This window comes from Halopiger thermotolerans (genome assembly GCF_054654555.1).
Genome location: NZ_BAAIEU010000004.1, coordinates 1,715,517 through 1,736,529, shown reverse-complemented (window position 1 = coordinate 1,736,529; position 21,013 = coordinate 1,715,517). Strand labels below are relative to the sequence as shown.

Annotated in this window: 22 protein-coding genes; 6 read left to right on the top strand and 16 right to left on the bottom strand. The window is 68.0% G+C overall.

The features are described from left to right. The first annotated feature begins 29 nt into the window (after nucleotides 1-29). Nucleotides 30-620: an MBL fold metallo-hydrolase gene (locus tag ACYQ26_RS16510; protein ID WP_459809978.1), complete on the top strand. Its 591-nt coding sequence runs from the start codon at nucleotides 30-32 to the stop codon at nucleotides 618-620. 18 nt (nucleotides 621-638) lie between these two features. Here ACYQ26_RS16510 and ACYQ26_RS16505 read toward each other — a convergent pair whose 3' ends face one another. From ACYQ26_RS16505 to ACYQ26_RS16485, 5 genes are all read right to left on the bottom strand, one after another. Continuing rightward, nucleotides 639-1,811, bottom strand: a complete 1,173-nt coding sequence (locus tag ACYQ26_RS16505) for an ABC transporter ATP-binding protein (protein ID WP_459809977.1) — start codon at nucleotides 1,809-1,811, stop codon at nucleotides 639-641. Beyond that, the gene (locus tag ACYQ26_RS16500) at nucleotides 1,808-3,730 is read right to left on the bottom strand and encodes an ABC transporter permease (protein ID WP_459809976.1); all 1,923 of its coding nucleotides are present in this window, start codon (nucleotides 3,728-3,730) and stop codon (nucleotides 1,808-1,810) included. The genes ACYQ26_RS16505 and ACYQ26_RS16500 overlap by 4 nt, the downstream gene beginning before the upstream one ends. A gap of 59 nt (nucleotides 3,731-3,789) precedes the next feature. After that, a complete protein-coding gene (locus ACYQ26_RS16495; RefSeq protein ID WP_459809975.1) occupies nucleotides 3,790-4,974 on the bottom strand; it encodes a thiamine ABC transporter substrate-binding protein in 1,185 nt (394 codons plus the stop codon). A gap of 185 nt (nucleotides 4,975-5,159) precedes the next feature. Beyond that, nucleotides 5,160-5,993 (bottom strand): ATPase, encoded by an 834-nt coding sequence (locus ACYQ26_RS16490; RefSeq protein WP_459809974.1) that lies wholly within the window; start codon nucleotides 5,991-5,993, stop codon nucleotides 5,160-5,162. After that, nucleotides 5,990-6,295, bottom strand: coding sequence for a DUF5827 family protein (locus tag ACYQ26_RS16485; RefSeq protein ID WP_459809973.1), 306 nt, complete (start codon nucleotides 6,293-6,295; stop codon nucleotides 5,990-5,992). The genes ACYQ26_RS16490 and ACYQ26_RS16485 overlap by 4 nt, the downstream gene beginning before the upstream one ends. A 176-nt stretch (nucleotides 6,296-6,471) precedes the next feature. Between ACYQ26_RS16485 and ACYQ26_RS16480 the strand changes: the two genes are divergently transcribed. Continuing rightward, on the top strand, nucleotides 6,472-8,295 hold the full coding sequence (locus ACYQ26_RS16480) for a sensor histidine kinase (protein ID WP_459809972.1): 1,824 nt from the start codon (nucleotides 6,472-6,474) through the stop codon (nucleotides 8,293-8,295). Between the two features lie 165 nt (nucleotides 8,296-8,460). On the opposite strand, the gene sod is transcribed toward ACYQ26_RS16480, so the two are convergent. The 7 genes from sod to ACYQ26_RS16445 form a co-directional block, all read right to left on the bottom strand. Beyond that, on the bottom strand, nucleotides 8,461-9,063 hold the full coding sequence (gene sod / locus ACYQ26_RS16475; protein WP_459809971.1) for a superoxide dismutase [Mn]: 603 nt from the start codon (nucleotides 9,061-9,063) through the stop codon (nucleotides 8,461-8,463). Between the two features lie 226 nt (nucleotides 9,064-9,289). Continuing rightward, nucleotides 9,290-9,736, bottom strand: a complete 447-nt coding sequence (locus ACYQ26_RS16470) for a DUF7344 domain-containing protein (RefSeq protein ID WP_459809970.1) — start codon at nucleotides 9,734-9,736, stop codon at nucleotides 9,290-9,292. Between the two features lie 245 nt (nucleotides 9,737-9,981). After that, nucleotides 9,982-10,446 carry a nucleoside-diphosphate kinase gene (gene ndk / locus ACYQ26_RS16465; protein WP_459809969.1) on the bottom strand — a complete coding sequence of 155 codons (465 nt, stop codon included), beginning with the start codon at nucleotides 10,444-10,446 and terminating at the stop codon, nucleotides 9,982-9,984. Continuing rightward, nucleotides 10,446-10,772 carry a 50S ribosomal protein L24e gene (locus tag ACYQ26_RS16460; protein WP_459809968.1) on the bottom strand — a complete coding sequence of 109 codons (327 nt, stop codon included), beginning with the start codon at nucleotides 10,770-10,772 and terminating at the stop codon, nucleotides 10,446-10,448. Before ACYQ26_RS16460 ends, ndk begins: the two co-directional genes overlap by 1 nt. Before the next feature lie 3 nt (nucleotides 10,773-10,775). Then, complete coding sequence (locus ACYQ26_RS16455; RefSeq protein WP_004214009.1) at nucleotides 10,776-11,000, bottom strand: 30S ribosomal protein S28e; 225 nt, start codon at nucleotides 10,998-11,000, stop codon at nucleotides 10,776-10,778. Nucleotides 11,001-11,010: 10 nt separating this feature from the next. After that, the gene (rpl7ae, locus tag ACYQ26_RS16450; protein WP_459809967.1) at nucleotides 11,011-11,373 is read right to left on the bottom strand and encodes a 50S ribosomal protein L7Ae; all 363 of its coding nucleotides are present in this window, start codon (nucleotides 11,371-11,373) and stop codon (nucleotides 11,011-11,013) included. A 235-nt stretch (nucleotides 11,374-11,608) separates the two neighbouring features. Next, nucleotides 11,609-11,938: a YbjQ family protein gene (locus ACYQ26_RS16445; protein WP_459809966.1), complete on the bottom strand. Its 330-nt coding sequence runs from the start codon at nucleotides 11,936-11,938 to the stop codon at nucleotides 11,609-11,611. 152 nt (nucleotides 11,939-12,090) lie between these two features. Between ACYQ26_RS16445 and tmcA the strand changes: the two genes are divergently transcribed. Then, nucleotides 12,091-14,379: a tRNA(Met) cytidine acetyltransferase TmcA gene (tmcA, locus tag ACYQ26_RS16440; RefSeq protein ID WP_459809965.1), complete on the top strand. Its 2,289-nt coding sequence runs from the start codon at nucleotides 12,091-12,093 to the stop codon at nucleotides 14,377-14,379. Between the two features lie 18 nt (nucleotides 14,380-14,397). On the opposite strand, the gene ACYQ26_RS16435 is transcribed toward tmcA, so the two are convergent. Next, complete coding sequence (locus ACYQ26_RS16435; RefSeq protein ID WP_459809964.1) at nucleotides 14,398-14,586, bottom strand: hypothetical protein; 189 nt, start codon at nucleotides 14,584-14,586, stop codon at nucleotides 14,398-14,400. Nucleotides 14,587-14,700: 114 nt separating this feature from the next. Here ACYQ26_RS16435 and ACYQ26_RS16430 point away from each other — a divergent pair, with 114 nt between their 5' ends. After that, nucleotides 14,701-15,348, top strand: a complete 648-nt coding sequence (locus ACYQ26_RS16430) for a metal-dependent hydrolase (RefSeq protein WP_459809963.1) — start codon at nucleotides 14,701-14,703, stop codon at nucleotides 15,346-15,348. A 75-nt stretch (nucleotides 15,349-15,423) separates the two neighbouring features. Here the strand turns inward: ACYQ26_RS16430 and ACYQ26_RS16425 are convergent, their stop codons facing one another. After that, complete coding sequence (locus ACYQ26_RS16425; protein ID WP_459809962.1) at nucleotides 15,424-16,161, bottom strand: SDR family NAD(P)-dependent oxidoreductase; 738 nt, start codon at nucleotides 16,159-16,161, stop codon at nucleotides 15,424-15,426. Between the two features lie 76 nt (nucleotides 16,162-16,237). On the opposite strand from ACYQ26_RS16425, the gene ACYQ26_RS16420 reads away from it, so the two are divergent. Continuing rightward, on the top strand, nucleotides 16,238-16,723 hold the full coding sequence (locus tag ACYQ26_RS16420) for a DUF456 domain-containing protein (RefSeq protein ID WP_459809961.1): 486 nt from the start codon (nucleotides 16,238-16,240) through the stop codon (nucleotides 16,721-16,723). A gap of 215 nt (nucleotides 16,724-16,938) precedes the next feature. Beyond that, nucleotides 16,939-17,661 (top strand): plastocyanin/azurin family copper-binding protein, encoded by a 723-nt coding sequence (locus ACYQ26_RS16415; RefSeq protein ID WP_459809960.1) that lies wholly within the window; start codon nucleotides 16,939-16,941, stop codon nucleotides 17,659-17,661. Nucleotides 17,662-17,822: 161 nt separating this feature from the next. Here the strand turns inward: ACYQ26_RS16415 and ACYQ26_RS16410 are convergent, their stop codons facing one another. Further along, complete coding sequence (locus tag ACYQ26_RS16410; RefSeq protein ID WP_459809959.1) at nucleotides 17,823-19,547, bottom strand: glutamate--tRNA ligase; 1,725 nt, start codon at nucleotides 19,545-19,547, stop codon at nucleotides 17,823-17,825. Between the two features lie 95 nt (nucleotides 19,548-19,642). After that, nucleotides 19,643-20,905 (bottom strand): Nramp family divalent metal transporter, encoded by a 1,263-nt coding sequence (locus tag ACYQ26_RS16405; RefSeq protein ID WP_459809958.1) that lies wholly within the window; start codon nucleotides 20,903-20,905, stop codon nucleotides 19,643-19,645. Nucleotides 20,906-21,013 lie beyond the last annotated feature (108 nt).

The window sequence follows — 21,013 nt, the reverse complement described above, 5'->3', positions numbered from 1 at the left end:
CAAAGCGGGACGACCGACTATCGACGGGCATGATCACCAATCTCGCGGCGGACGTGCGGGCGTTCACGAGCAACGTCTTCCTCGTCGAGGGCGAGCGGACGGTCCTCGTCGACGCGGGCGCGAACTTCGACGTCGTCGACGCGATCCGATCGCACCTCGACGGCGACGACCTCGAGGCGGTCGTCCTCACGCACACGCACCCGGACCACGTCGGCAACCTCGAGGCGATCACGGACGCGTTCGAGGTCGAGGTGTGGGGGTACGACGCCGGGATCGAGGGCGTCGCGATCGATCACGAGATCGCGGACGAGGAAACGGTCCGCTTGGGCGACCACGAATACGTCGCGCTCCACACGCCCGGCCACAAGGACGACCACCTCTGTTTCTACGCCGCGGAGCCGGGAATCCTCTTTGCGGGCGATCTGATCTTCCAGAACGGCAGCTTCGGCCGGACGGACTTAGAGGAGGGCGATCGGGCGACGCTGATCGAGAGCATCGATCGGGTGCTCGATCGGATCGACGACGACCTCCGGGCGCTGCACGCGGGGCACGGCCCGAGCGTGACCGAGGACCCGTCCGATCACGTGGAACTGGCGTCGCGGATGGCGAGACAGGCCTGAGGCCAGAGTCTGAGCGAGCTAGGTACGCTCTGCGTCGTCGACGGCCACGACGTGGGCATCCTCAGGGTCGAACCCGACCGTCACCTCGCCGCCCGCGTCCGGCACGTCGGCGAGTCGCAGCACGATCGGCAGGTCGTTCCAGCGGCCGTGAACCCGGACGCGCTCTCCGAGGAACTCGGTCGTCTCGACGGTCACGGCGAGCCGGTTCCGCTCGATATCGCGGGAAAGGGCGCCCGGTCGCACGCAGAAACAGATCCGGCCGGTCTCGAGTCGGGCCGCCGATCGCGGGGGCGCCGTCTCCGTGCCGGTTCCGGAGCCGTCAGAGCGGACGTCCGCGTCCACGGTCGGCAAGCCGGCGAGTTCGACGGTCGCATCCGTTCCGTCGATCGAAACCCGCGCTCGATCGCCGTCGCGGGCGACGATCTCGCCGTCGAAGACGTTGTTATCGCCGACGAACTCTGCGACGAACCGCGTCTCGGGCTCGCGGTAGATCTCCCGGGGCCGGCCGACCTGTTCGATCCGGCCGGCGCGCATCACCGCCAGCCGGTCCGAGATCGCCAGCGCTTCGGCCTGATCGTGGGTGACGTAGACGGTCGTAATCCCCAGTTCCGACTGGATCCGCACGAGCTGTCGCCGCAGGGACTCGCGGAGCTGCGCGTCGAGCGCGCTCATCGGCTCGTCGAGCAGGAGCAGGTCCGGCTCTGGCGCGAGCGCGCGAGCCAGCGCGACGCGTTGCTGCTGCCCGCCCGACAGCTGGTCGGGCGAGCGATCGCCCATCCCCTCGAGGTCGACCAGCTCGAGCAGGTCGGCGACGCGATCGTCGACCGTCGTGCCGGCGGGCGGGTCGCGAAACCGGAGCCCGTAGCCGACGTTCTCGGCGACGCTCATGTGGGGAAAGAGCGCATAGCTCTGGAAGACGATCCCGACGTCCCGGTCCTCGGGCGGGACGCCGGTCACCGGCTCGCCGTCGAACGCGACGCGGCCGGCGGTCGGCTCCTCGAAGCCGGCGATCGTCCGTAGGGTGGTGGTCTTCCCGCAGCCAGAGGGGCCGACGAGCGTGAAGAACTCGCCGTCGCGGACGGTCAGATCGACGTCCCGGAGAGCGACGGTCGCGTCGCCGTCGGTATCGGTCGTCTCCGTCCCGTCGCCGCCGTAGCGCTTGGAGACGCCCTCGAGGCGAAGCTCCGTCATGGTTCGTACCTCCCGCCGACGCGGTCGACGACGACGAAACTCGCTGCAGTGACGAACAACAACAGGGTGCCCATGGCGATCGCGGGCCCGGACCGGCGGCCCAGGTAGCGTTCGACGGCGACGGGCATGGTGTAGCTCTCCGAGCCGCTGGCCAAAATCACCGTCGAAGAGAACTCGCCGATCGAGATGGCGAAGGCGAAGGCCGCGCCGGCGACGACGCCGGACGCGACCAGCGGGAGTTCGACGTCCACCAGCGCGCGCAGCCGCGAGGCTCCGAGCGCGCGAGCGGACTCGACCGTCGCGGGGTCGAGACTCGAGAGCAGCGGCGAGACGTTGCGCGTCACGAACGGGTAGGCCGCGACCGCGTGCGCGACGACGATCGCGATCGGGCCCGTCAGCTGAAGCCGCCAGCCGCCCGGTAGCGGAAGCCCGAACACCAGCCCCTGCAGCAGGCCGATGCCGAAGACGACGCCGCTGACCGCCAGCGGCAGCATCGTGAGCGCGTCGATCGCCGTTCCGAGCCGGCCGGCCCGCACGGTCAACACCGAGATCACGACGCCCATCGGTACCGCCACCGCGAGCGTCGCGACGCCGAAGACGAGCGAGTTGCGGATCGCCGGCAGCGGTCGGGTCTGGAAGCTCGCCCCCTCGAGCTGGCGCTCGAGGAGGAAGGCGTAGTGGCGCAGCGTCAGGCCGCTCCCGTCGGTGAAACTGCCCAGCACCAGACTCGCCAGCGGGCCGACGAAGACGACGGCGGCGACGAGCCCGTAGGCGACGATCGCGAGCCGCCGAGCGGTCAGGGCCGTCCCCAGGTCCGGAAACAGCGGCTCCTTCGGGGGCGGAGACGCGGTCTGCGAGAAGCCGGTCTGAGCGGACTCGTACCGGAGGTAGGCGTACGTCAGCCCCAGCGAGAGGGCGGTCTCGAGGATCGCGAGCGTGGCGGCCTCGGCGTAGTCGAGTTGCTGGATGCGGTCGTAGATCCAGACCTCGACGGTCGCCAGCTCGAGCCCCCCGAGCGCGAGCACGATGGGGAAGGTCATGAACGTGAACACGAAGGTCAGCAAGGCGCCGGTGAGGACGGCCGGCGCGAGCTGGGGGACGACGACGTCCCGGAACGCGCGCCGCGGGCCGGCGCCGAGGCTGCGGGCGGTCTCGACCGCTCGGACGTCGACCGACTCCCAGGCGGCGACGGTGAGCCTGGCGATCAGCGGCGCGTTGTAGAAGGCGTGGGCGACGATCACGATCGCCAGCGGGTTCGCCTCGATGAACGGTATCGGGCCGACGCCGACCGCGCCGAGCAGGGCGTTGAGCGTCCCCGCGCGGCCGAACATCGCGTAGAAGCCGACCGCGACCATGATCCCCGGCAGGACGAAGGGCAGGATCGTCAGCGAGCGCAGCGTCTGCCGACCGTAGAACTCGTAGTTCGCCAGAATGTACGCGGCCGGCAGTCCGAGGCCGACGCTCGCGCCCGTCGAGAGGGCGGCCTGGTAGGTCGTGAATCCGAACAGCCCCTTGCGAACGGCGGGAACGCTGACGTCGAGCCACGGTATCGGCACCTCGAGGCCGCCGGAAACGGGAACGGTGACCCCCTCGAGCGACGGCGCGACCGAGATCGCCCCGAGCCAGCCGACGAGTCCCTCGAGGTGGCGCCCGATCGCGAGCGGGGCCGCGAAGACGTCCGCGAGGACGCCGACGTAGAAGGGATCGGTCAGCACCGCGCGGAAATTGGCGAGGGTCACCGACCCCCGCTCGACGACGGCCTCGACGAAGACGACGCCGACGGGAACGTAGAGCATGACGACGAGGATCGCGGCGGTGACGAGCGCCGCGAGGTGAAGCGCGCGCCGCTCGAGCCAGTCGCTCGCGGCGTCGGGAACGCGCTCGAGCGCTGCACTGACGGGATCCGGGGCGGTAGACACGGTTGAGTTCAGTCGGAGAGGCGGCGGTCGCAGCGCGGGGTAGTGTGACGGGCGTTACGCTATCGGCTGGCGAACTCGCGGGCCCACTGGTCGACCCACTCGTTTAGGTTCCCGCGGAGTCGGTCGTAGCCGATCGTCACCGGCTCCGGCGGCACGTGGGCGTACTGATCGAACTCCTCGTCCAGGTCGACGTGGTCGTCCGCGACGGCAGGGAACTGGACGTTGCGCTGGGCGATCTCGGCCTGGGGCTCGCTCGAGAGGACGAAATCGAAGAACGCCGCGGCGAGGTCGGCGTTCTCGCTGCCCTCGAAGACTGCCATCCCCTCCGGGTTCGCGTACCCCTGATCGTTCAGGAAGGCGATCTGGTGGCGCGAGAAGTCGTAGTCGTACTCGTTGGCGTAGACCTGGTCCGTCGAGTAGGAGACGACCATCGGCCGCTCCCCCTCCATGTAGGCGCCGGAGTAGGACTCGGTCCAGTCCTCCAGAATGCGGACGCCGTTGGCGTCCAACTCGCGCCAGTAGTCGAGGTAACCGTCCTCGCCGAAGGCGTCGATCGTCCACAGGAGGAACGCCTGGCCGGGGTCGGAGGTCTGGGCGTTCTGGGCCAGCAGTGCGTCCTCGTAGGCCGGTTCAGTCAGGTCCTCGAAGGTCTCGGGTGCCTCGACCTCGCTCTCGTCGTAGACGAGGCTGATGTAGCCGGTGTCGTAGGGAAGCACGCGGTCGTGGGGATCGCCCATGTCGAGTCCGTCGCGGACCCGGTCGGCGTGCTCGAGGCGGTCGCGCTCGAGTTCGCGGAACAGGCCGCCCTCCCCCAGGTTGTCGTCGACGAGGACGAGGTCGTCGACGTTCAACCCGAGGTAGACGTCGGGCTCGATGTCGACGTCCTGGGAGGCCCGCTCGACGTAGTAGTTGATCCCCTGCTCGGGCAGGCGCGTCCACTCGAGGGTGACGTCGGGGTACGCCTCCTCGAAGGCGTCCTTGAGCCACGGGCCGGCGGGATTCTGCCCGTCGAGCATCGACTCGTAGGTGACGACCTGCAGCGTCCCCTCGAGGCTCGATTCCCCGGCGTCGCTTTCGGTCCCTGATTCGCCGTCGCTGCCGTTGCCGGCTCCGGTGTCGCTCTCGCTTCCGCTGTCGCCGTTACCGCCGGCGCCGTTCCCGTTGCCGCCTTCCTTGGTCAGGCAGCCGGCGACGCCGACGACGGCGCCGCTACCGGCGGCGCCGAGAAAGGTTCGTCGTCTCATTATGCGGTTGTTCTACTGAGTGGTCTTAACCGCTGCGGTCGCGAGACGGGCGTGTCGACCCGTCACACTGTCTTCTCGAGGGGGAACGGAGAGTACCCTCGCCGTCACGGCGAAGCGGACGGCAGGCTATACGGCCGGAAAACAGAGACGCGGATACAGAAACGGGTCTAGACCGCTGAAACCGGTCAGACGTCCTTCGCAGCGGCTAACAGCGCGTCGTACGCTTCCCCGTAGGCGTCGGCGATCCGCGCGGGATCGTCCCGCGCCGCGTCGCTCAGCGGCGGCAACCGAACCCGCTCGAGTGGGTCGAGGTACTCGAGCACGTCGGGGACGCGCTTCTCGAGCTGGCCGTCCTGTGGGCTCGAGCTGGCGATTTCGCAGGCGCGACAGTAGCGATCGCCGGGGTAGATTCGGGCGCGACCTGGTTCGACGGCCGCGACGGCGGCGATCGACGCCGGGTCGAGCGACTGCAGCGGCTGAGCGATGTCGCCGTAGGACTCGACGACGGCGATCTCGGCCGATTCGATCTCGGTCGCGAGCGACTCGAAGGCGGGGACGTACCGTCGCTCGGCGACCTCGTTGAACTCCGCGACGGTCTCGACGGCGACGGCATCCTCGAGCGGCAGGGCTTCGGCGACCGCGTCGGGGACGTCCGCAGTGGCGTTGCGGACGAACGTCGGGTCCCCGTCGCCCGGGCGACCGACGCGATCGACGACGAACTCGCGGTCCGCGCGACCGAGCAGGCCCGTGCCGCCGTCGGGCGACGGTCGCCACAGGCGGTGGACCGGGTTGAGCCGTTCGGGCGCTCGAGCGCCGTTCTCGGCGCCGGCGAGTCGCTTCGCGTCCTTGCCGTAGAGGCGGCCGTCCGCCAGCGCCCGCCGGCAGTCGTCGTGGTCGAACCAGTAGTCGTTGCCCGCGCGGGGCTTGTAGCCGACCGCGCCGGTCCGCTCGAGCAGGCCGACCGAGAACGTGGTCTTGCCGGCGTCGACGCGGTCGGCGCCGACGACGAGGAAGATCATGCGTCGGCGTCAGCGTCGTCGCCGTCGTCGGCGTCGTCCTCCTTGAGCCCGTAGTAGCCTGGCTCGTCGTCGCTGCGCGGCTCCGCGACCACGAGATCGTCCGCGTTGGTCATGATCCACGGAATCGCCCAGTCCAGCAGGATGGCTTCAGTCTCCTCCTCGATCTCCGCGTCGGGCTCGAGGCCCTGTAGCAGTCGGGCGATCTCGTAGACGGTGTACATCTGATCGGGCTCGAGGAGTTCCTCGGGCGTGTAGAAGTCACAGGGTGGCAGGTTGTCGAACTCGGCTTTCGGAACGGGCATAGTCGAACGTATCGGCGGGACGCCACAAGACCGCACCGATCTATCGATCCGTCGGTCCTTCGCGTCGTCGCGCCATCGCGTTTCCGTCCCGACGCCTCGATTCGGATCGAGTTAATGTGTCAATTCGTGTGATGTTGGCCACAGTAACTTATAACCCTCATCCTAGATACGGAGCGATGGCAATCGGCCACGATCTCGCTCTCGCCATCTACGCCGTCGCCACGGTCGGTTCGGTCGCCCTCGCCGGTATCGCCTGGCGACAGCGAGAGCAGTGCGGTGCCGTCGCGTTGACGGTGACACTCGCGGGTGCGGCGCTCTGGACGGGGTCGCTGTTCGCACTCATCGTCGTCGATAGCCTCGCGCTCTCGGCGTTTTTCTTCCGCTTCCTCTACGTCGGCGTCGTCGTGAGCGTCCTGAGCCTCTTTCTGTTTATCCTCGAGTACACCGGTCACGAACACCTCGTCACGCCGACCGCGATCGCGTTGCTCTCGATCGAACCCGCCGTCGTCGTCGTCCTCGCGTTCGTGAACCCCGGAAACGTGTTTTTCGAATCCGTTGGGCCCGATCCGACCGTCCCGGGCGGCATATCCGCCGAAATGGGTATCGCGTTCGACGTGCACCTGATCTACTCGTACCTCCTCCTGCTCGTCGGCACCGCCATGGTCGCCGAGTCGCTATACGCCGCCCGATCGCTCTACCGGGGGCAGGCCGCGACCCTCCTCGGCGCGACGACGGCGCCGCTCCTCGCGAACGCCGTCCACACGCTCGATCTCTTCGGACTCGGCGACGTCGACACGACGCCGATCGGCTTCGTGGTCGCGGGCGCGCTGTTCGCGATCTCGATCGGCCGCTACCGGTTGATCGACATCGCGCCGATCGCCCGCGACCGGGTGATCGATACCATCAGCGAGGGTGTGTTCGTCTTCGATCGGGACGATCGCGTCGTCGACGCGAATCCGGCCGCTCGAGCGATGGTCGATATCGATGACGGCGACGATGCGTCGCTCGTCGGCCGCCGCGTCGACTCGCTGTGCGACGGCCGGCCTGACCTGCTCGAGCGCTATCGCGACCTGACCGCGACGGCCGACGAGTCGTCGCGTTCGCTCTCGATCGGCGACGCTCACTACGACGTCCACGCCTCGCCGATCGACGACCGGCGAAACCGCCACGTCGGCTGGGTGCTCCTCGTCCGCGACGTCACGGACCGAAAGCGCCGAGAACGGGAACTCGAGCGCCAGAACGAGCGCCTCGACCGGTTCGCGAGCATGGTCTCGCACGACCTGCGGAACCCGTTGAGCGTCGCCGACGGCTACGTCTCCCTCGCGCGGGAAACCGGCGACGTGTCGCACCTCGAGGACGCCGCGCGATCGCTCGAGCGCATGGAGACGATCATCGACGACGTGCTCGCGCTCACCCGCGACGGCGAGGACGTCACCGATCCGGAACCGGTCGCGCTCGAGACCCTCGCCGAGCGGGCGTGGGACCACGTCGACGCCGACGGGGACGCGGCGACGCTGACGGTCGAGACCGAGGCGACGGCGACGATCCGCGCCGACGCGGATCGGACGACCCGTCTGCTCGAGAACCTGTTTCGTAACGCGATCGAGCACGGACGACCGTCCTCGGTGCCGGTGTCACGGACCGGCGACGGGTCAGATGAAGCGGCCGATCCGGACGCGAGCGACGGCGGCCCGACCGCGATTTCGATCGCGGTCGGGCCGATCGACGACGAGGGGGCGATCGAGGGGTTCTACGTCGAAGACGACGGGCGCGGTATTCCGCCCGATCAGCGCGAACGGATCTTCGAGAGCGGCTATACCGGCGACGGGGACGGCACCGGCCTCGGGCTGAGCATCGTCGAGCGGATCGCCGAAGTACACGGCTGGGCGGTCGAGGCGACCGAGAGCGAGGCCGGCGGCGCCCGGTTCGAAGTGACCGGCGTCGACGGCGAACAGGGGCGGCCGAACCCGCCGGAACGGACCGGTCCCGCATCGAACTGAACGATCGACGCGGCGGCTCGTGATGGCGGTTCGTTGACTTGAGCGCGATCGAACAGTGAGACGGCTCATCGCCGTTGCGGTCGCCGATCGGCGGGATGGCCGGCCAGCTGCTACGGATCGACGCTCGAAAGAAATGTCTGGATCGACCGAGTCGTCGCGTCCCGCTTACTCGAAGTGGTCGAGGCACTTCTGGTACTCTTCCTCGACCGACTCCCAGTTGATGACGTCGAAGAAGGCGTCGATGAACTCCCCGCGGTCCGGACCGTAGTCGTAGTAGTAGGAGTGCTCCCAGACGTCCAGCGCGAGGATCGGGTGGCTACCCCAGAGCGCACCCTGGTCGTGCTTGTCGACCGCGAGGTTGCGCAGTTGCTTCGAGACGGGATCGTACACCAGCAGGGCCCAGCCGCCGGCGGCGCTGGCGGCCTTCTCGAACTCGCCCTTCCAGCCCTCGTAGGAGCCGAAGTCCTCCTCGATGCGGTCGGCGACGTCGCCCTCGGGTTCGCCGCCGCCGTCGGGGGACATGTTCTCCCAGAACAGCGTGTGGAGGTAGTGACCGCTGCCGTTGTGGGTGACGTTCTTGAGGGCCCCGGGCGTCGACCCGTAGTCGCCCTCCTCGCGGTTCTCGGCGAGGGTCTCCTCGGCCGAGTTCAGCCCGTTGACGTAGCCCTGATGGTGGGTGTCGTGGTGCCAGGTCAGTACCTGCTCTGAAATCGACGGTTCCAGCGCGTCGTAATCGTACGGAAGTGGTGGAAGCTCGTGGTCGGCCATGTGTATCACCTACAGGATTCGTGTCGACAGCTTGCCTGTTAAGCGTTGAGGAGTGAAACGGTACCACACCTCATGTCCGCCGTCCCGCGACGATTCCGCGGACCGGCACCGGATTCCACCACGAGCACCGTGTTAAACCTTTCAGCGGGAATTCGCGGACGTCAATGTTCGTTGTGGCCGTTTCCGGTGGTCGTCCGACGGGCGCGACCGGGACCGCGTCGACGGCCTACAGTTCCTTGTGGTGGGCGTGCTCGAGCCACTCCTCGAGCGACGGCTGGGTCCAGTATCGGACCGTCTCGCTGCGCTGATCGTGCTCGAGGATCCCCGCGTCCTCGAGCTTCGGGAGGTGGACGTGCTGGAGTTCTGTCCGAACCTGCCGGCGGCGAGCGGCCGGCGATCCGGACGCGGACGTCGAGTCGGCGGGGGACTCAGATTCGGATCCGACCTCGGTGGCGGACTCCGGTGCGGATTCGTCCTCGGTCTCGAGCGTCCGAGCCTCGAGTTCGGCGACGTGGTCCGTGAGTTCGTCGACCGTCGCGACGCCGTCGGGCTGCTCGTAGAGGTAGTACAGCGCGTATCGCCGCCGCCGGTTCGAGAGCAGATCGAAAACGAGATCCAGCGACGGGGTCGCGTCGGCCGTCCCCCGCGTCGACGCCCGCTCCCGTTCACGCATCCACAGACCACCTACCGTGAGTTACCATTCGAAACCACCACCCGCCACTACTCTAGCCGACACATTAGATGTTACGTCTTCCTAGAACGATACCTGTCTTTACTGCGTGACGAAATCGGAAGATAGAATGCCCGATTATCGAGTAATCGCAAGCACAGCGTCGCGACTGTGTGGAACGTGAAAAACGGAAGAACGCAGTACAGCACGGTCACCGCCGGTGGGCCGACGGCGCGACGCGGCGAGCGTTACTCGTAGAGCCACTCGGCGTCGTGCTGTTCGTAGTCGATCAGTTCGTCCTCGTCGAAGTGGATCGCGATCTCGCGCTCGTTGGCGCCCTCGTCCTCGTGGTCGGCCGCGTGAACGACGTTCCGACCGAGGTCGAGCGCGTAGTCGCCCCGGATGGTGCCGGGCTCGGCCTCGAGCGGGTCGGTCTCGCCGATCATCTGGCGGACCTGTCGGGTCGCGTCCTGGCCCTCCCAGACCATCGGGACGACGGGGCCGGAGGTGATGAACTCAACGAGGTCGTCGTAGAACGGCTTGTCCTCGTGCTCGCTGTAGTGTTCCTCGGCCCGCTCGCGGGGCATGTTCTCGACCTTGATGCCGACGAGCTTGAGCCCGCGGTCCTCGAGTCGGGAGATGACCTCGCCCACGAGACCGCGCGCGAAGGCGTCGGGCTTGACCATCACGAAGGTGCGCTCGTGGTCACTCATTACGCCTCACTCTCCTCGGCTTCAGCGTCCTCGGTCTCGTCGACGGTTTCGTCCCCGGCGGGCACGTCTTCCTCGTCCTCGTCGACGGCCTCGTCTTCGGCAGTGGTCACGTCTTCGGCCTGGCCGGCTTCCTCGCCAGCAGGGCCCTTGCCGGCGCGACCTTCCTCGGTCCACTCGAGGTCGCGGGGCTCGCGACCGAGCTTGTAGTTCTTCTCCGCCTTGGAGTCGACGAAGTGCAGCACGGTACCGTCGTTCTTGACGTACATGATGCCCGTGCCGGGCTCGATCTCCTCGCCCGTGTAGTCGCAGGTGCGTTTCTCGACCATTGGTTACTGACCTCCGATGGAGTCGGCCTCGCGGGCGGTCTCGCGAAGCTGGAGCACGTCCCCTTCGCGGACCGGCCCGAGGCAGTTGCGGGTGATGATACGTCCCTGATTCTCGCCCTCCTGGATCCGGCACTTGACCTGCATGGCTTCGCCGTGCATGCCGGTCTTGCCGACGATCTCGATGACCTCGGCGGGCGTTGATCCGCTTTCTTCCTCTTCAGCACTCATTTCTGATCACCTACTCGAGGTCCTCGACCTTGTCGGCGATGTCCTCGACGTCGCCGGAGGCCTCGCCGGCGTCGACGATCGCCGCGGCGGCCGAGCCGACCTCGAGGCCGGCGGCGTGGCCGACGTCGTCCTGGGTCTCGATGAAGACGACCGGGATGCCCTTCTCCTCGGCGAGGTCCGGCAGGTGCATCACGATCTCCTCGGGGGAGACGTCCTCGGCGACGTAGACGAGCTCGGCGTTGCCGCGCTCGATGGCCTTCGTCGTTTCGTTGGTTCCTTTCTTTACGCGTCCGGTGTCTCGTGCGACCTCGAGCGCCTCGAGGGCGTCGTCTGCGAGGTCGGCTGGGATGTCGGTGTTGACGTAGACTGACATAGGTTGTTCACCTCTCCTACGCGTGGGCTCGCGCTCCCCTGCCGTCCGGGAACTGGGTGCCCGGGCCGATAGAAAATCGGCGGAAGTCCTGTGGGGCTAGGAGCATCATCAACCCCGCGTAGGGTGTACTACGTCAGTAACGCTGCCCCCCTTAAAAGCGTGTTCAAACGGTCGGAGCCGTGGGATGCGTCCGCACGGCTAGCCTGTGAGACGGGTCGGTGCGAATAGCCGATAGTTACAAGCGGCGCGTCTTGACCGCCGTCCCCGAGAGGTTGACCCACAGCATTCCCTCGGCCATCTCCTCGTAGTCGAACGTCGCACCGACGACGGCGTCTGCGCCGAGTTCCTCGGCGTCCGCGCGCAGGTCGGCGATCGCCTCCTCGCGTCCCGTCTCGATTTTCTTCTCGTAGGAGCCGCTGCGGCCGCCGACGACGTCGCGGATGCCCGCGGCGATGTCGCTGACGACGTTCGCGCCGATGACCGCCTCCCCGGAGACGACGCCGCAGTACTCGACTACCTCCCGGCCCTCGAGGCCGTCCGTGGTCGTGATCGTGATCTCTGTCATATACCCGCTCGTAGGCAGGACGCGGATATAAACCGGGAGTCGGAGTTTCAGGGTCGGATACTCCGCAGCGCAAACCGGGACGCGGAAGGGCGCGCTCGGGCGCACACGCTCGAGTCCGATGGCTATTACTCGCGAGCCCCCAAGACCCGGACATGACCGTCGACGTCGTCGGGCACGCCGAGTCACTCCGCGCCGAGGCGACGCGCGCGAACGAACGCCGGGCGCTGGTACTCGCGGGCGACCGAGAACGAGGATACGAGGCGCTCGAGGCCGTCCTCGACGCCCTGCCGGTCGCGATCACCGACACCACGCTCGTCGGGCCCGAGGATCGGCTGCGCTGCGAACACCTGCCCCAGTCGAACGCGGGCGAACTGCTCGGCACCACCCGCGACGTCGTGATCCTCGACGCCCACGAGGGGCTGCGGCCGAACTCGCTCGGGACGGTCGTCGGCGCGGTCGACGGCGGCGGCCTACTCGTCCTCCTGACCCCGTCGCTCGAGGACTGGCCCGACCGGCGGGGCGCGTTCGACGAATCGCTGGCCGTCCCGCCGTTCGCGCTCGAGGATGTCACCGGCCGCTTCCGCCGGCGACTCGTCGAGACGCTGCGGGCTCACCGCGGCATTTCTATCGTCGACCTCGAGAACGGGCGACTCGAGTCGGACGAGCTGACCGATCCGGCGCCCCGGATCGCCGAACCTGCCCTCGAGCCGCCGGCCGCCCATTGGTTCCCGGCCGCCGCTTACGAGGCCTGCCTAACTGGCGATCAACTCGCCGCCGTCGAAGCGTTCGAGTCGCTGCTCCCGGACGAAAACGGAGAGACCGATCGGCGCGCCGTCGTCCTCGAGGCCGACCGCGGCCGGGGGAAATCGAGCGCCGCGGGCCTGGCCGCGGGCGCGTTCGCCGCCGACGGACTGGACGTGCTCGTGACCGCACCCAACGCACGCAACGCCGCGGAGGTGTTCGAGCGCGCGATCGAACTGTGCGAGCGATTCGAGGACGTCGAACTGACGATGAGCGAGTCCGACCGCCTCGAGACGGCTTCCGGCGGTCGCGTCCGGTTCCACGAGCCCGCCGAGGCCGTCGACGAACTCGAGACCGCCGACGTCGTCGTCGTCGACGAAGCCGCCGCGCTGCCGGTCTCGCGGCTCGAGGCGTTCCTCGCGGCCGACCGGGTGGCGTTCGCGACGACGATCCACGGCTACGAGGGGGCCGGACGGGGCTTCTCCGTCCGCTTCCGGGACCGACTCGCGGAGAGCGACCACGAGGTGATCGATCGCACGCTCGTCGAGCCGATCCGGTACGCGGCGGGCGACCCCGTCGAGGTGTGGGCCTTCCGCGCGCTGTTGCTCGACGCACGGCCGCCGGTCGCGCCGCTCGTCGCTGACGCGACGCCGGACACCGTCGAGTATCGGCGACTCGGGCCCGACGACCTGCTCGCCGACGAGACCCTGCTGCGCGAGGCCTTCGGCCTGCTCGTGCTCGCCCACTACCGGACCGAACCGAACGACCTCGCGCGCCTGCTCGACGCGCCGAACCTCGAGGCCCGCGCGCTGGTTCAGGACGGCCACGTCGTCAGCGTCGCCCTGCTGGCCCGCGAGGGGAACCTCGAGCCCGCGACGCGGGCGATGATGTACGAGGGCGGTCGCGTGCGCGGGAACATGCTCCCCGACGTGCTCACGAGCCAGCTTCGGGACGAGGCCGCGGGCGACCCGGCGGGACTCCGGGTCGTTCGCATCGCGACCCACCACGAGGCGCGCTCGCGCGGGCTCGGGTCGCGCCTGCTCGATCGCGTACGCGACGAATTCGGGGACGCCGTCGACTGGCTCGGCACCGGCTTCGGCGCGACGCCCGGCCTCCTCGAGTTCTGGCGCGAGAACGGCTACCGGACGGTCCACCTCTCGACGACGCGCAACGATGCCAGCGGCGAGTACTCCGCGCTCATGCTCGAGCCGACGAGCGAGGCCGGCCGGGAGCTCCACGACCGCCACGCCGCGTGGTTTGCCGGCCGCTTCGCCGCCCTCTGCTCGGACGCGCTCGCCGACCTCGAGCCGGACGTGGCCCGCGCAGTACTGCGGAGCGTCGACGCCGACGCCGCACCGCCGGTCGATCTCGACGATCACGAGTGGCGCGTCGTCGCCGGCGCGGCCTACGGCCCGGGGCTGTTCGACGTCGATCCCGGTCCGTTCCGCCGGCTGGTCGTCCGATACTTCGTGGAGGATCCCGACGCCGTTGATCTAACGGCGCGCGAAGAACGGCTGTTCGTGTTGCGGGTGCTCCAGGGTCGCGACTGGTCGACCGTCGCGGAGCGCCTCGAGTACCACTCGCCGGGACAGTGCATGCGCGCGCTCGGCGACGCCTGCTGTCCGCTGGTGGATTACTACGGCGCGGACGCAGGTGTGGACGCGGCGCTCGAGGTCCGCGAGCGTTTTAGCGACGACTGAACGCGGTTCCCGTCTCCGTCAGTCGTCGCCGAACGAGGGCGGTACCTCGAGCGCGACGACGTCGTGTCGCGTCGCCTGCCGGTGATCGTTCCCGATCGCCGCGGCGCTGTCGCGCCCGTCGGCCGTTCGTTCGAACGAACAGCCCTCGCAGGTCACGAGGAATCGTTGCAGTGCGCCACCGTCGGATGGGGCTCCGTTCGTGAGCATACCGCGCCTTTTCCCGGCGGAGCGCTTGAACCGTTCTCCGAAAGGATTTGGACCGGCGCCTCTCGAGGGCGCGATATCGCGGCGGAGAAGCTCCGTCGACGTCGAATCTGACGGGTGCAAGGGCCGCCCCTCGACCGGCGAGGGGCCGCGCGGCGACGGGTTACGAACGCTCTTCCGGCGGCGATATCGCTCGACCGTCCTCCGTTCATCCGTCGGACATCATTCAAATACGGGCTACTATACGGATTAAAAACGATACTGTGGGACATGGTGGCAGACGGGCCTCATATCCTGCTCAGCATGGCGTTGGTCTTTCTCCTGCTCCGGAAACGGCGAGTTGAGCCGTACTTCGTTACCGTCCTCGCGGCTTCGATACCGGATGCCGATAAGGTCCTTTTCTCCTCGCTCATCGAGCGCGGATACGTCGACGGGGTCATCTGGTTCCACCGGGGAGTGACACACTCCCTGGTCTTCGGCGTTCTCCTGGTCGCCGTCCTCGGCCTCGTCGGTCCCTGGCGAGCCGCGGTCATCGGCGTCTTCTCGCACCTCTGTCTCGATTTCCTGACCGGCGGCGTACGGTTGTTTATACCGCTCGATAACGGCCTGTACGGGCTGAAATTCGACTGGGTACTGACGAACGCCGTGGCGACGGTCGTCGCCGTCACGGTACTGTTCGTCGAACTCCTTGCCCGGAAGTATCGGGTCCGGATTCGGTCGGTTCTGACGGGAATCGACCTGGACCTCCGCAACCACCTCAAATAGGCCTGCGCTCTCGGGACGCGCCGTTGACGTTCGGCGGCCGACGTCGAGCGCGCGTTCGAACGCGCCGTCGCCCGGTTACGAAATCAGCCGGCGACGGATCGACTCCGGCAGCAGGGTCAGCGCCCAGACCACCAGCCGCCACCGACGGCTGACGTAGGCGCGGGCCTTCTCCTTGCGGATCGCGCTGGCGATCTGCGCGGCCGCCGTCTCCGGCGAACACTCCCAGAAGCCGCCCATCGACAGCTCCGTGTCGACGAAACCCGGTTCGATCGTCGTGATCGTCACGTCCGCGTCGCGGTCCCGCTGGCGGTGGCGCAGCCCCTCGAGGTACCGCGAGACGTACGCCTTCGAGGCGTTGTAGGCCTGCGTCCCGCCGGTGCCGAGGTGGGCCGCGACCGACGAGATGCCCACGAGGTGGCCGTCGGCCGCGCTGGCGTGGTCGGGGTAGTTCTCGAAGTACTCCAGCGCCGCCGTCGCGATCGCGGTGAACCCGCGGACGTTGACGTCGATCGTCCGCCGCTCGGCAGCCCACTCGAGGTCGGGGTTCATCTCGGCGACGCCGGCGCTGATGACGACGAGGTCGACGGACGGCATCGCCTCGGCCAGTTCGAAAAAGCCCTCGCGGGCGTCCTCGGTGTCGGTCACGTCCATCGTCGCGACGTAGGATTTCGTCGGCAGCTCGGCGCCGATCCGGCGCATGCGCTCGGTTCGCCGGGCCGCCAGCCCGACCTGGTAGCCGTCGTCGGCGAGCTCCCGCGCCAGCGCCGCGCCGATGCCGGAGGACGCGCCGACGATGATCGCTCCGCGTGTCATACGTAGGGGTTCGGAGCCCGGTACGTAACGGTATTGAAGACGGCACGACTTTGCCGCGGCCCGCCGTAGGGTTGGTATGGTCGATGCGATCACCGTCGTCGCGGTCGCGCTGCTCGTCGGCGGCGTCCTCGGCGCTGTCCTCCCACTGATTCCGAGCGGCGCGCTCTCGATAGCGGGCGTGGTCCTCTACTGGTGGCACTCCGGCTTCACCGAGCCGGGAACGATCACGGTCGCGGCGCTGACGATTCTCGGCGCAGCCGCCCTGGTCGTCGACCTCTTCGGCGGGTCGATCGCCGCACGGGCCGGCGGCGCCTCGTGGGCGACCACGGCCGCCGCCGCGGTCGTCGGCATCGTCCTCATGGTCGTCACCGGCCCGCTCGGACTGCTCGCTGGGCTTTTCGGGACGGTCTTCGCCCTCGAGTTCGCCCGCGAGCGCACCCTCGATCACAGCGCGCGGTCGGCGCTCTACGCGACGGTCGGCGTGCTCGCCTCGACGGCCGCGCAGGCGCTGTTCACGGCGTCGGTCCTGTTCGGGTTCCTGATCGCCGTTTTCGTGGTCTGATTCCGGGCCCTCGCGGCGTTCGGCGCGGCCTCGAGTCGTCGTAACGGACCGTTCGCCGCTCCGGTGAATCGTCCGCGAGAAACAGTCGGTTCGACGGACGTTATTTGATTTCCCAATATTTCACCACTAATCCAATATTCTGTGATATTTACCTCTCAGAAAGTCATATATTCGTTAAATGTGGTTTAATATTGCTCTGTCGCGTTCGATCGAACGTGACGAACACTGACCCGATCACCCGTCGAACAGTACTCAAGATCACGGGCGCTGCCGGTGCAGCGACGGCGCTCGCAGGCTGTGGTGGTGGTCCCGGTAACGGCGGCAACGAAACGAACGACACCGAAGGCGGCGGCGAGACAGGCGGTAACGAGACGGAGACGGAGACCGGTGGTAACGAGACGGAGATGGACGGCAACGAGACGGAGACCGAGGGTAACGAGAGCGAAGGGAACGAGTCCGCCACGGGCGGCGGTGCCGGCGCCATCGAGCCCGGGACCGAGATCATGCTCGAGGGGTCGACCCAGGCCTGGACCGGGGTCGAACCCGAGCCGATCGCGGACGAGGAGAACCCGACGCTGACCCTCATGCAGGGCGAATCCTACGAGATCACGTTCGAGAACGCCGACGGCGCCCAGCACAACCTCGTCATCTGGAACGACAGCGACGAGATCGTCGACGATTACGAGACCGACATGGTGAGCGAGGAGGGCGAGACCGCGACCCTCGAGGTCGACGAGGTCACCGACGAGATGACCCAGTACGTGTGCCAGCCCCACTCCTCCACGATGAACGGCGATATCGAAGTCGTGAGCGGCGGTGGCGGCGGTGGCGGCAACGAAACCGCCGGCAACGAGTCGAACATGACGGCCGGTAACGAGTCAAACGTGACGGCCGGCAACGAGTCGAACGAAACGGACGGTAACGAGTCCGGTCTGTAGAACCGTCGGCGATCCGGTCGAACCGGTCGCAGCGAGTCGTTTCTGATAGCTGCGGTCGAACCAGTCGTCGGTTCCGTTCTAATTTCGCGTTTTCGAGGGCGTTTCGGACGGCCGTAGCCGATCGACGACCGACGAACGACGCGAATACCAGCCGTCCGGTCTTACGGGTGTGCGTAGTAGACGACGGTCTCGTCGTCCTCGTGGCGGTCGATCCGCGCGAAGCCGACGCGCTCGAACTGGACCATCTCGTCGGCCGCGAGGTCGCCGACGGCGGGCTCGGCGCGGCCGCGGACGTCGCCGTCCATCGTCCGCATGCGGACCGGGACGCTCTCCTCGGCCGGCACCCAGTGGATCACGTCGACGCCCTCCTCGCGGACCACGTCGATGTCGTCGTCGGTGTACTCGAGGACGCCCTCGTCGAACCGGAAACAGCCCAGGCCCTTCAACCAGACGCGGCTCTCGTCGCCCTCGTCGGGCAGGTCCTCGGGCTCGAGGAGGACGGAGTCGCCGACGGGGATCTCGCGGACGCCGCGGTCCTCGTGGTCGGGGTGCAGCGGCGGGTTGGCTTCGGCGGGCGGGTCGCCGGCCAGCGGCACCTGGTTGCCCTCGCGGACGAGGAACCGGCGGTCGGTCTCGTCGTCGATCAGGTCGCGGTTGTTGGCGTAGATCGAGCTCATCGCGAGGTCGACGCCGCTGGTCGAGGTGCCGAGTTCGACCATCGCGTCGACGATGGCCTCGCCGCGGATGCCCCGCCGGCGCAGGCTCTTGAGCGTCGGCGCTCGGGGGTCGTCCCAGCCGTCGAGTTCCCCTTCCGCGATCAGTTCGGAGATGGTCGAGGTGCTCATCGTCACGTCGTAGGCGTCGAGCTGGACGTGGCCCCAGTGGACGACCTCCGGGTAGTCCCAGCCGAAGTAGTCGTAGACGAACTGCTGGCGCTTCGCGGAGTCCTGCAGGTCGATCCCGCGGATGATGTGGGTGATGCCGATCAGGTGGTCGTCGATCCCCGACTGGAAGTCCAGCATCGGCCAGCAGCGGTACTCGCTGGCTTCCTCGCGCGGGTGGGGGGTGTCGATCATCCGGAAGGCGACCCAGTCGCGCAGAGCGGGATTCTTGTGCTCGATGTCGGTCTTGACGCGCAGCACCATCTCGCCGCTGTCGTACTCGCCGTCGACCATCGCCTCGAACTCCTCGCGAACGGTCTCGGCGTCCTTGTCGCGGTGCGGGCAGGCCTCGCCCGAGTTCTTCAGTTCGGAGAACGCCTCGCCCGAGCAGGAGCAGGTGTAGGCCCCGTCCAGCTCGATCAGTTCGCGGGCGTGGTCGTAGTAGGTCTCGAGGCGGTCGCTCGCCCGGTAGACGTCGTCCGGCTCGAAGCCCAGGTACTCGATGTCCTCCAGAATGTCGTCGTAGGCCTCGAGGTCCGGTCGCTTCGTCTCGGGATCGGTGTCGTCGAAGCGGACGCAGAACCAGCCGTCGTACCGGTCGCGGTAGGTGCCGATGACCGCCGGCATCCGGGCGTGGCCGACGTGCCACGGGCCGTTCGGGTTCGGCGCGACGCGCATCCGGACCTCGTCGTACTCGTCGGCGTTGGGCAGGTCGGGAAGCGCGTGTTCGTCTTCCTCCTCCTCGGCCTCGAGCTCCGCGAGTTCCTCGGGCGCTAAGTCCTCGAGGCGCTCGCGCTTTTCCTCGTAGGAGAGGTCGTTGACCCGACCGACGACGCCGCCGATGACGCCCGGGATCTCGTCGCCGTGCTCGCGGAACTCGGGGTTCTCGCCCATCAGCGGCCCCATGATGGCGCCGACCTCGGCGTCGCTCTCGTGTTTGACGGCGTTCAACAGCGCGTGCTTTTCGGCCTCGCGCTCGACGCGTTCGCGCAAGTCGTCGTTCATTAGCGAGCGGTATTCGTGCCCGAACCAAAACCCCCGCGGATTCGCGCCTCGAGCGAGCCGTGACCGGACGCCGAACTGCGAGCGGGGACGGTCCCTCAGAACCCGCCGCCGGTGAGCAGATCCAGGAAGTCCCGGACGGACAGCACGGCCAGCACGATCGCCAGCAGCACCAGCGCGGCGTTGACGACGTTGAGCGTGCGCGAGTTCCGGTACTCGCCCATGGTCTCTCGGTCGTTGACCGCCCAGAACAGTAGTGTGGCCGCGAGCGGCAACCCGAAGATGCCGTTGTACATCGGGAACAGGATCACCATGTCGACGACCGAGAGGTCGAGCGCCCAGCTGATCACCGGCGAGAAGATGCCGACACCGGTCAGTCCGGCGAAGACGAGCTTGAACAGCCGGTCGCCCTGCCCGACGTCGTAGCCTGCGGCCTGCGGGATCATGTAGGCCGGCTCCCACATGATCGGGATGATGCTGTTGAACGCCGCGGCGATCACGCCGCCGATGAAAAGCACCATCGCCCACACGCCCAGCACCTCGACTAAGGCCTCGCCGGGCGTCATGAACGTCTCGAGTTCCGTAAAGCCCATCGGACGGAGCAACGCGGCCGCGGCGATCAGGATGGCGACGGTCGTCAGCCCGCCGACGGCGTAGCCGACCGTCAGGTCCCGCCGCGCCTCGGGCAGGTCGCTCTCGTCGGTCCACCCCTTCTGGTGGACGAGGATCGACTCGAGGAAGAAGTTGGGCCACAGCGCGGTCGTGCCGAGCAGGCCGGCGGCCATCGCCAGCGCGCCGAAGGTGTCCGCCGTCGGAACGAACCCGAGCGCGACCGCGCCGGGGTCCGCACCGCTGGGAAGCGCGACGATCACGTAGATGACCATCAGCGAGAGCATCATCGCGATCATGGCGTTCTCGACGGTGTCGTAGGCCAGCAGGCCGACGCCGATCGCCACGAACGTCGTCGCGACGGCGATCGGTTGCCACGGGACCGCGCCGCCGGTGAGGAACGAGACCCCGGCGCCGACGGCCGCGACCAGCCCGAGCGTCCACGCTATGCAGCCGACCGAGAGGAACAGCGCGATCGCCGTCGCCAGCGGACGACCGAGTTTCTCCCGAACGAATATCATCAGCGGCTGGCCGTGGATGCCGAGGCGGGCGCTCATGTCCTGGGCCATAAAGCCCAGCAGGGCGGCGCCGACGACGGCCCATAGCAACGTGTAGCCGTGCATCACGCCGGCCTGACTGGCGATGAACACCGAGCCCGACCCGAAGTAGCTGGCGACCATGACGAACGCCAGTCCGTACTGCTGTACCTGTCCGGTGACGTAGTCGACCGGGGAGAGGTTGCGGATACTCATTCGGCTGCACTCGCTTCGGGGCGATCGATTCGCAGGAGGTGACGGACACTGATCGACGACCGGGCGAGTTCGACGTGTCGCGATCGTGCCAGGAGGGACGCTATTTCG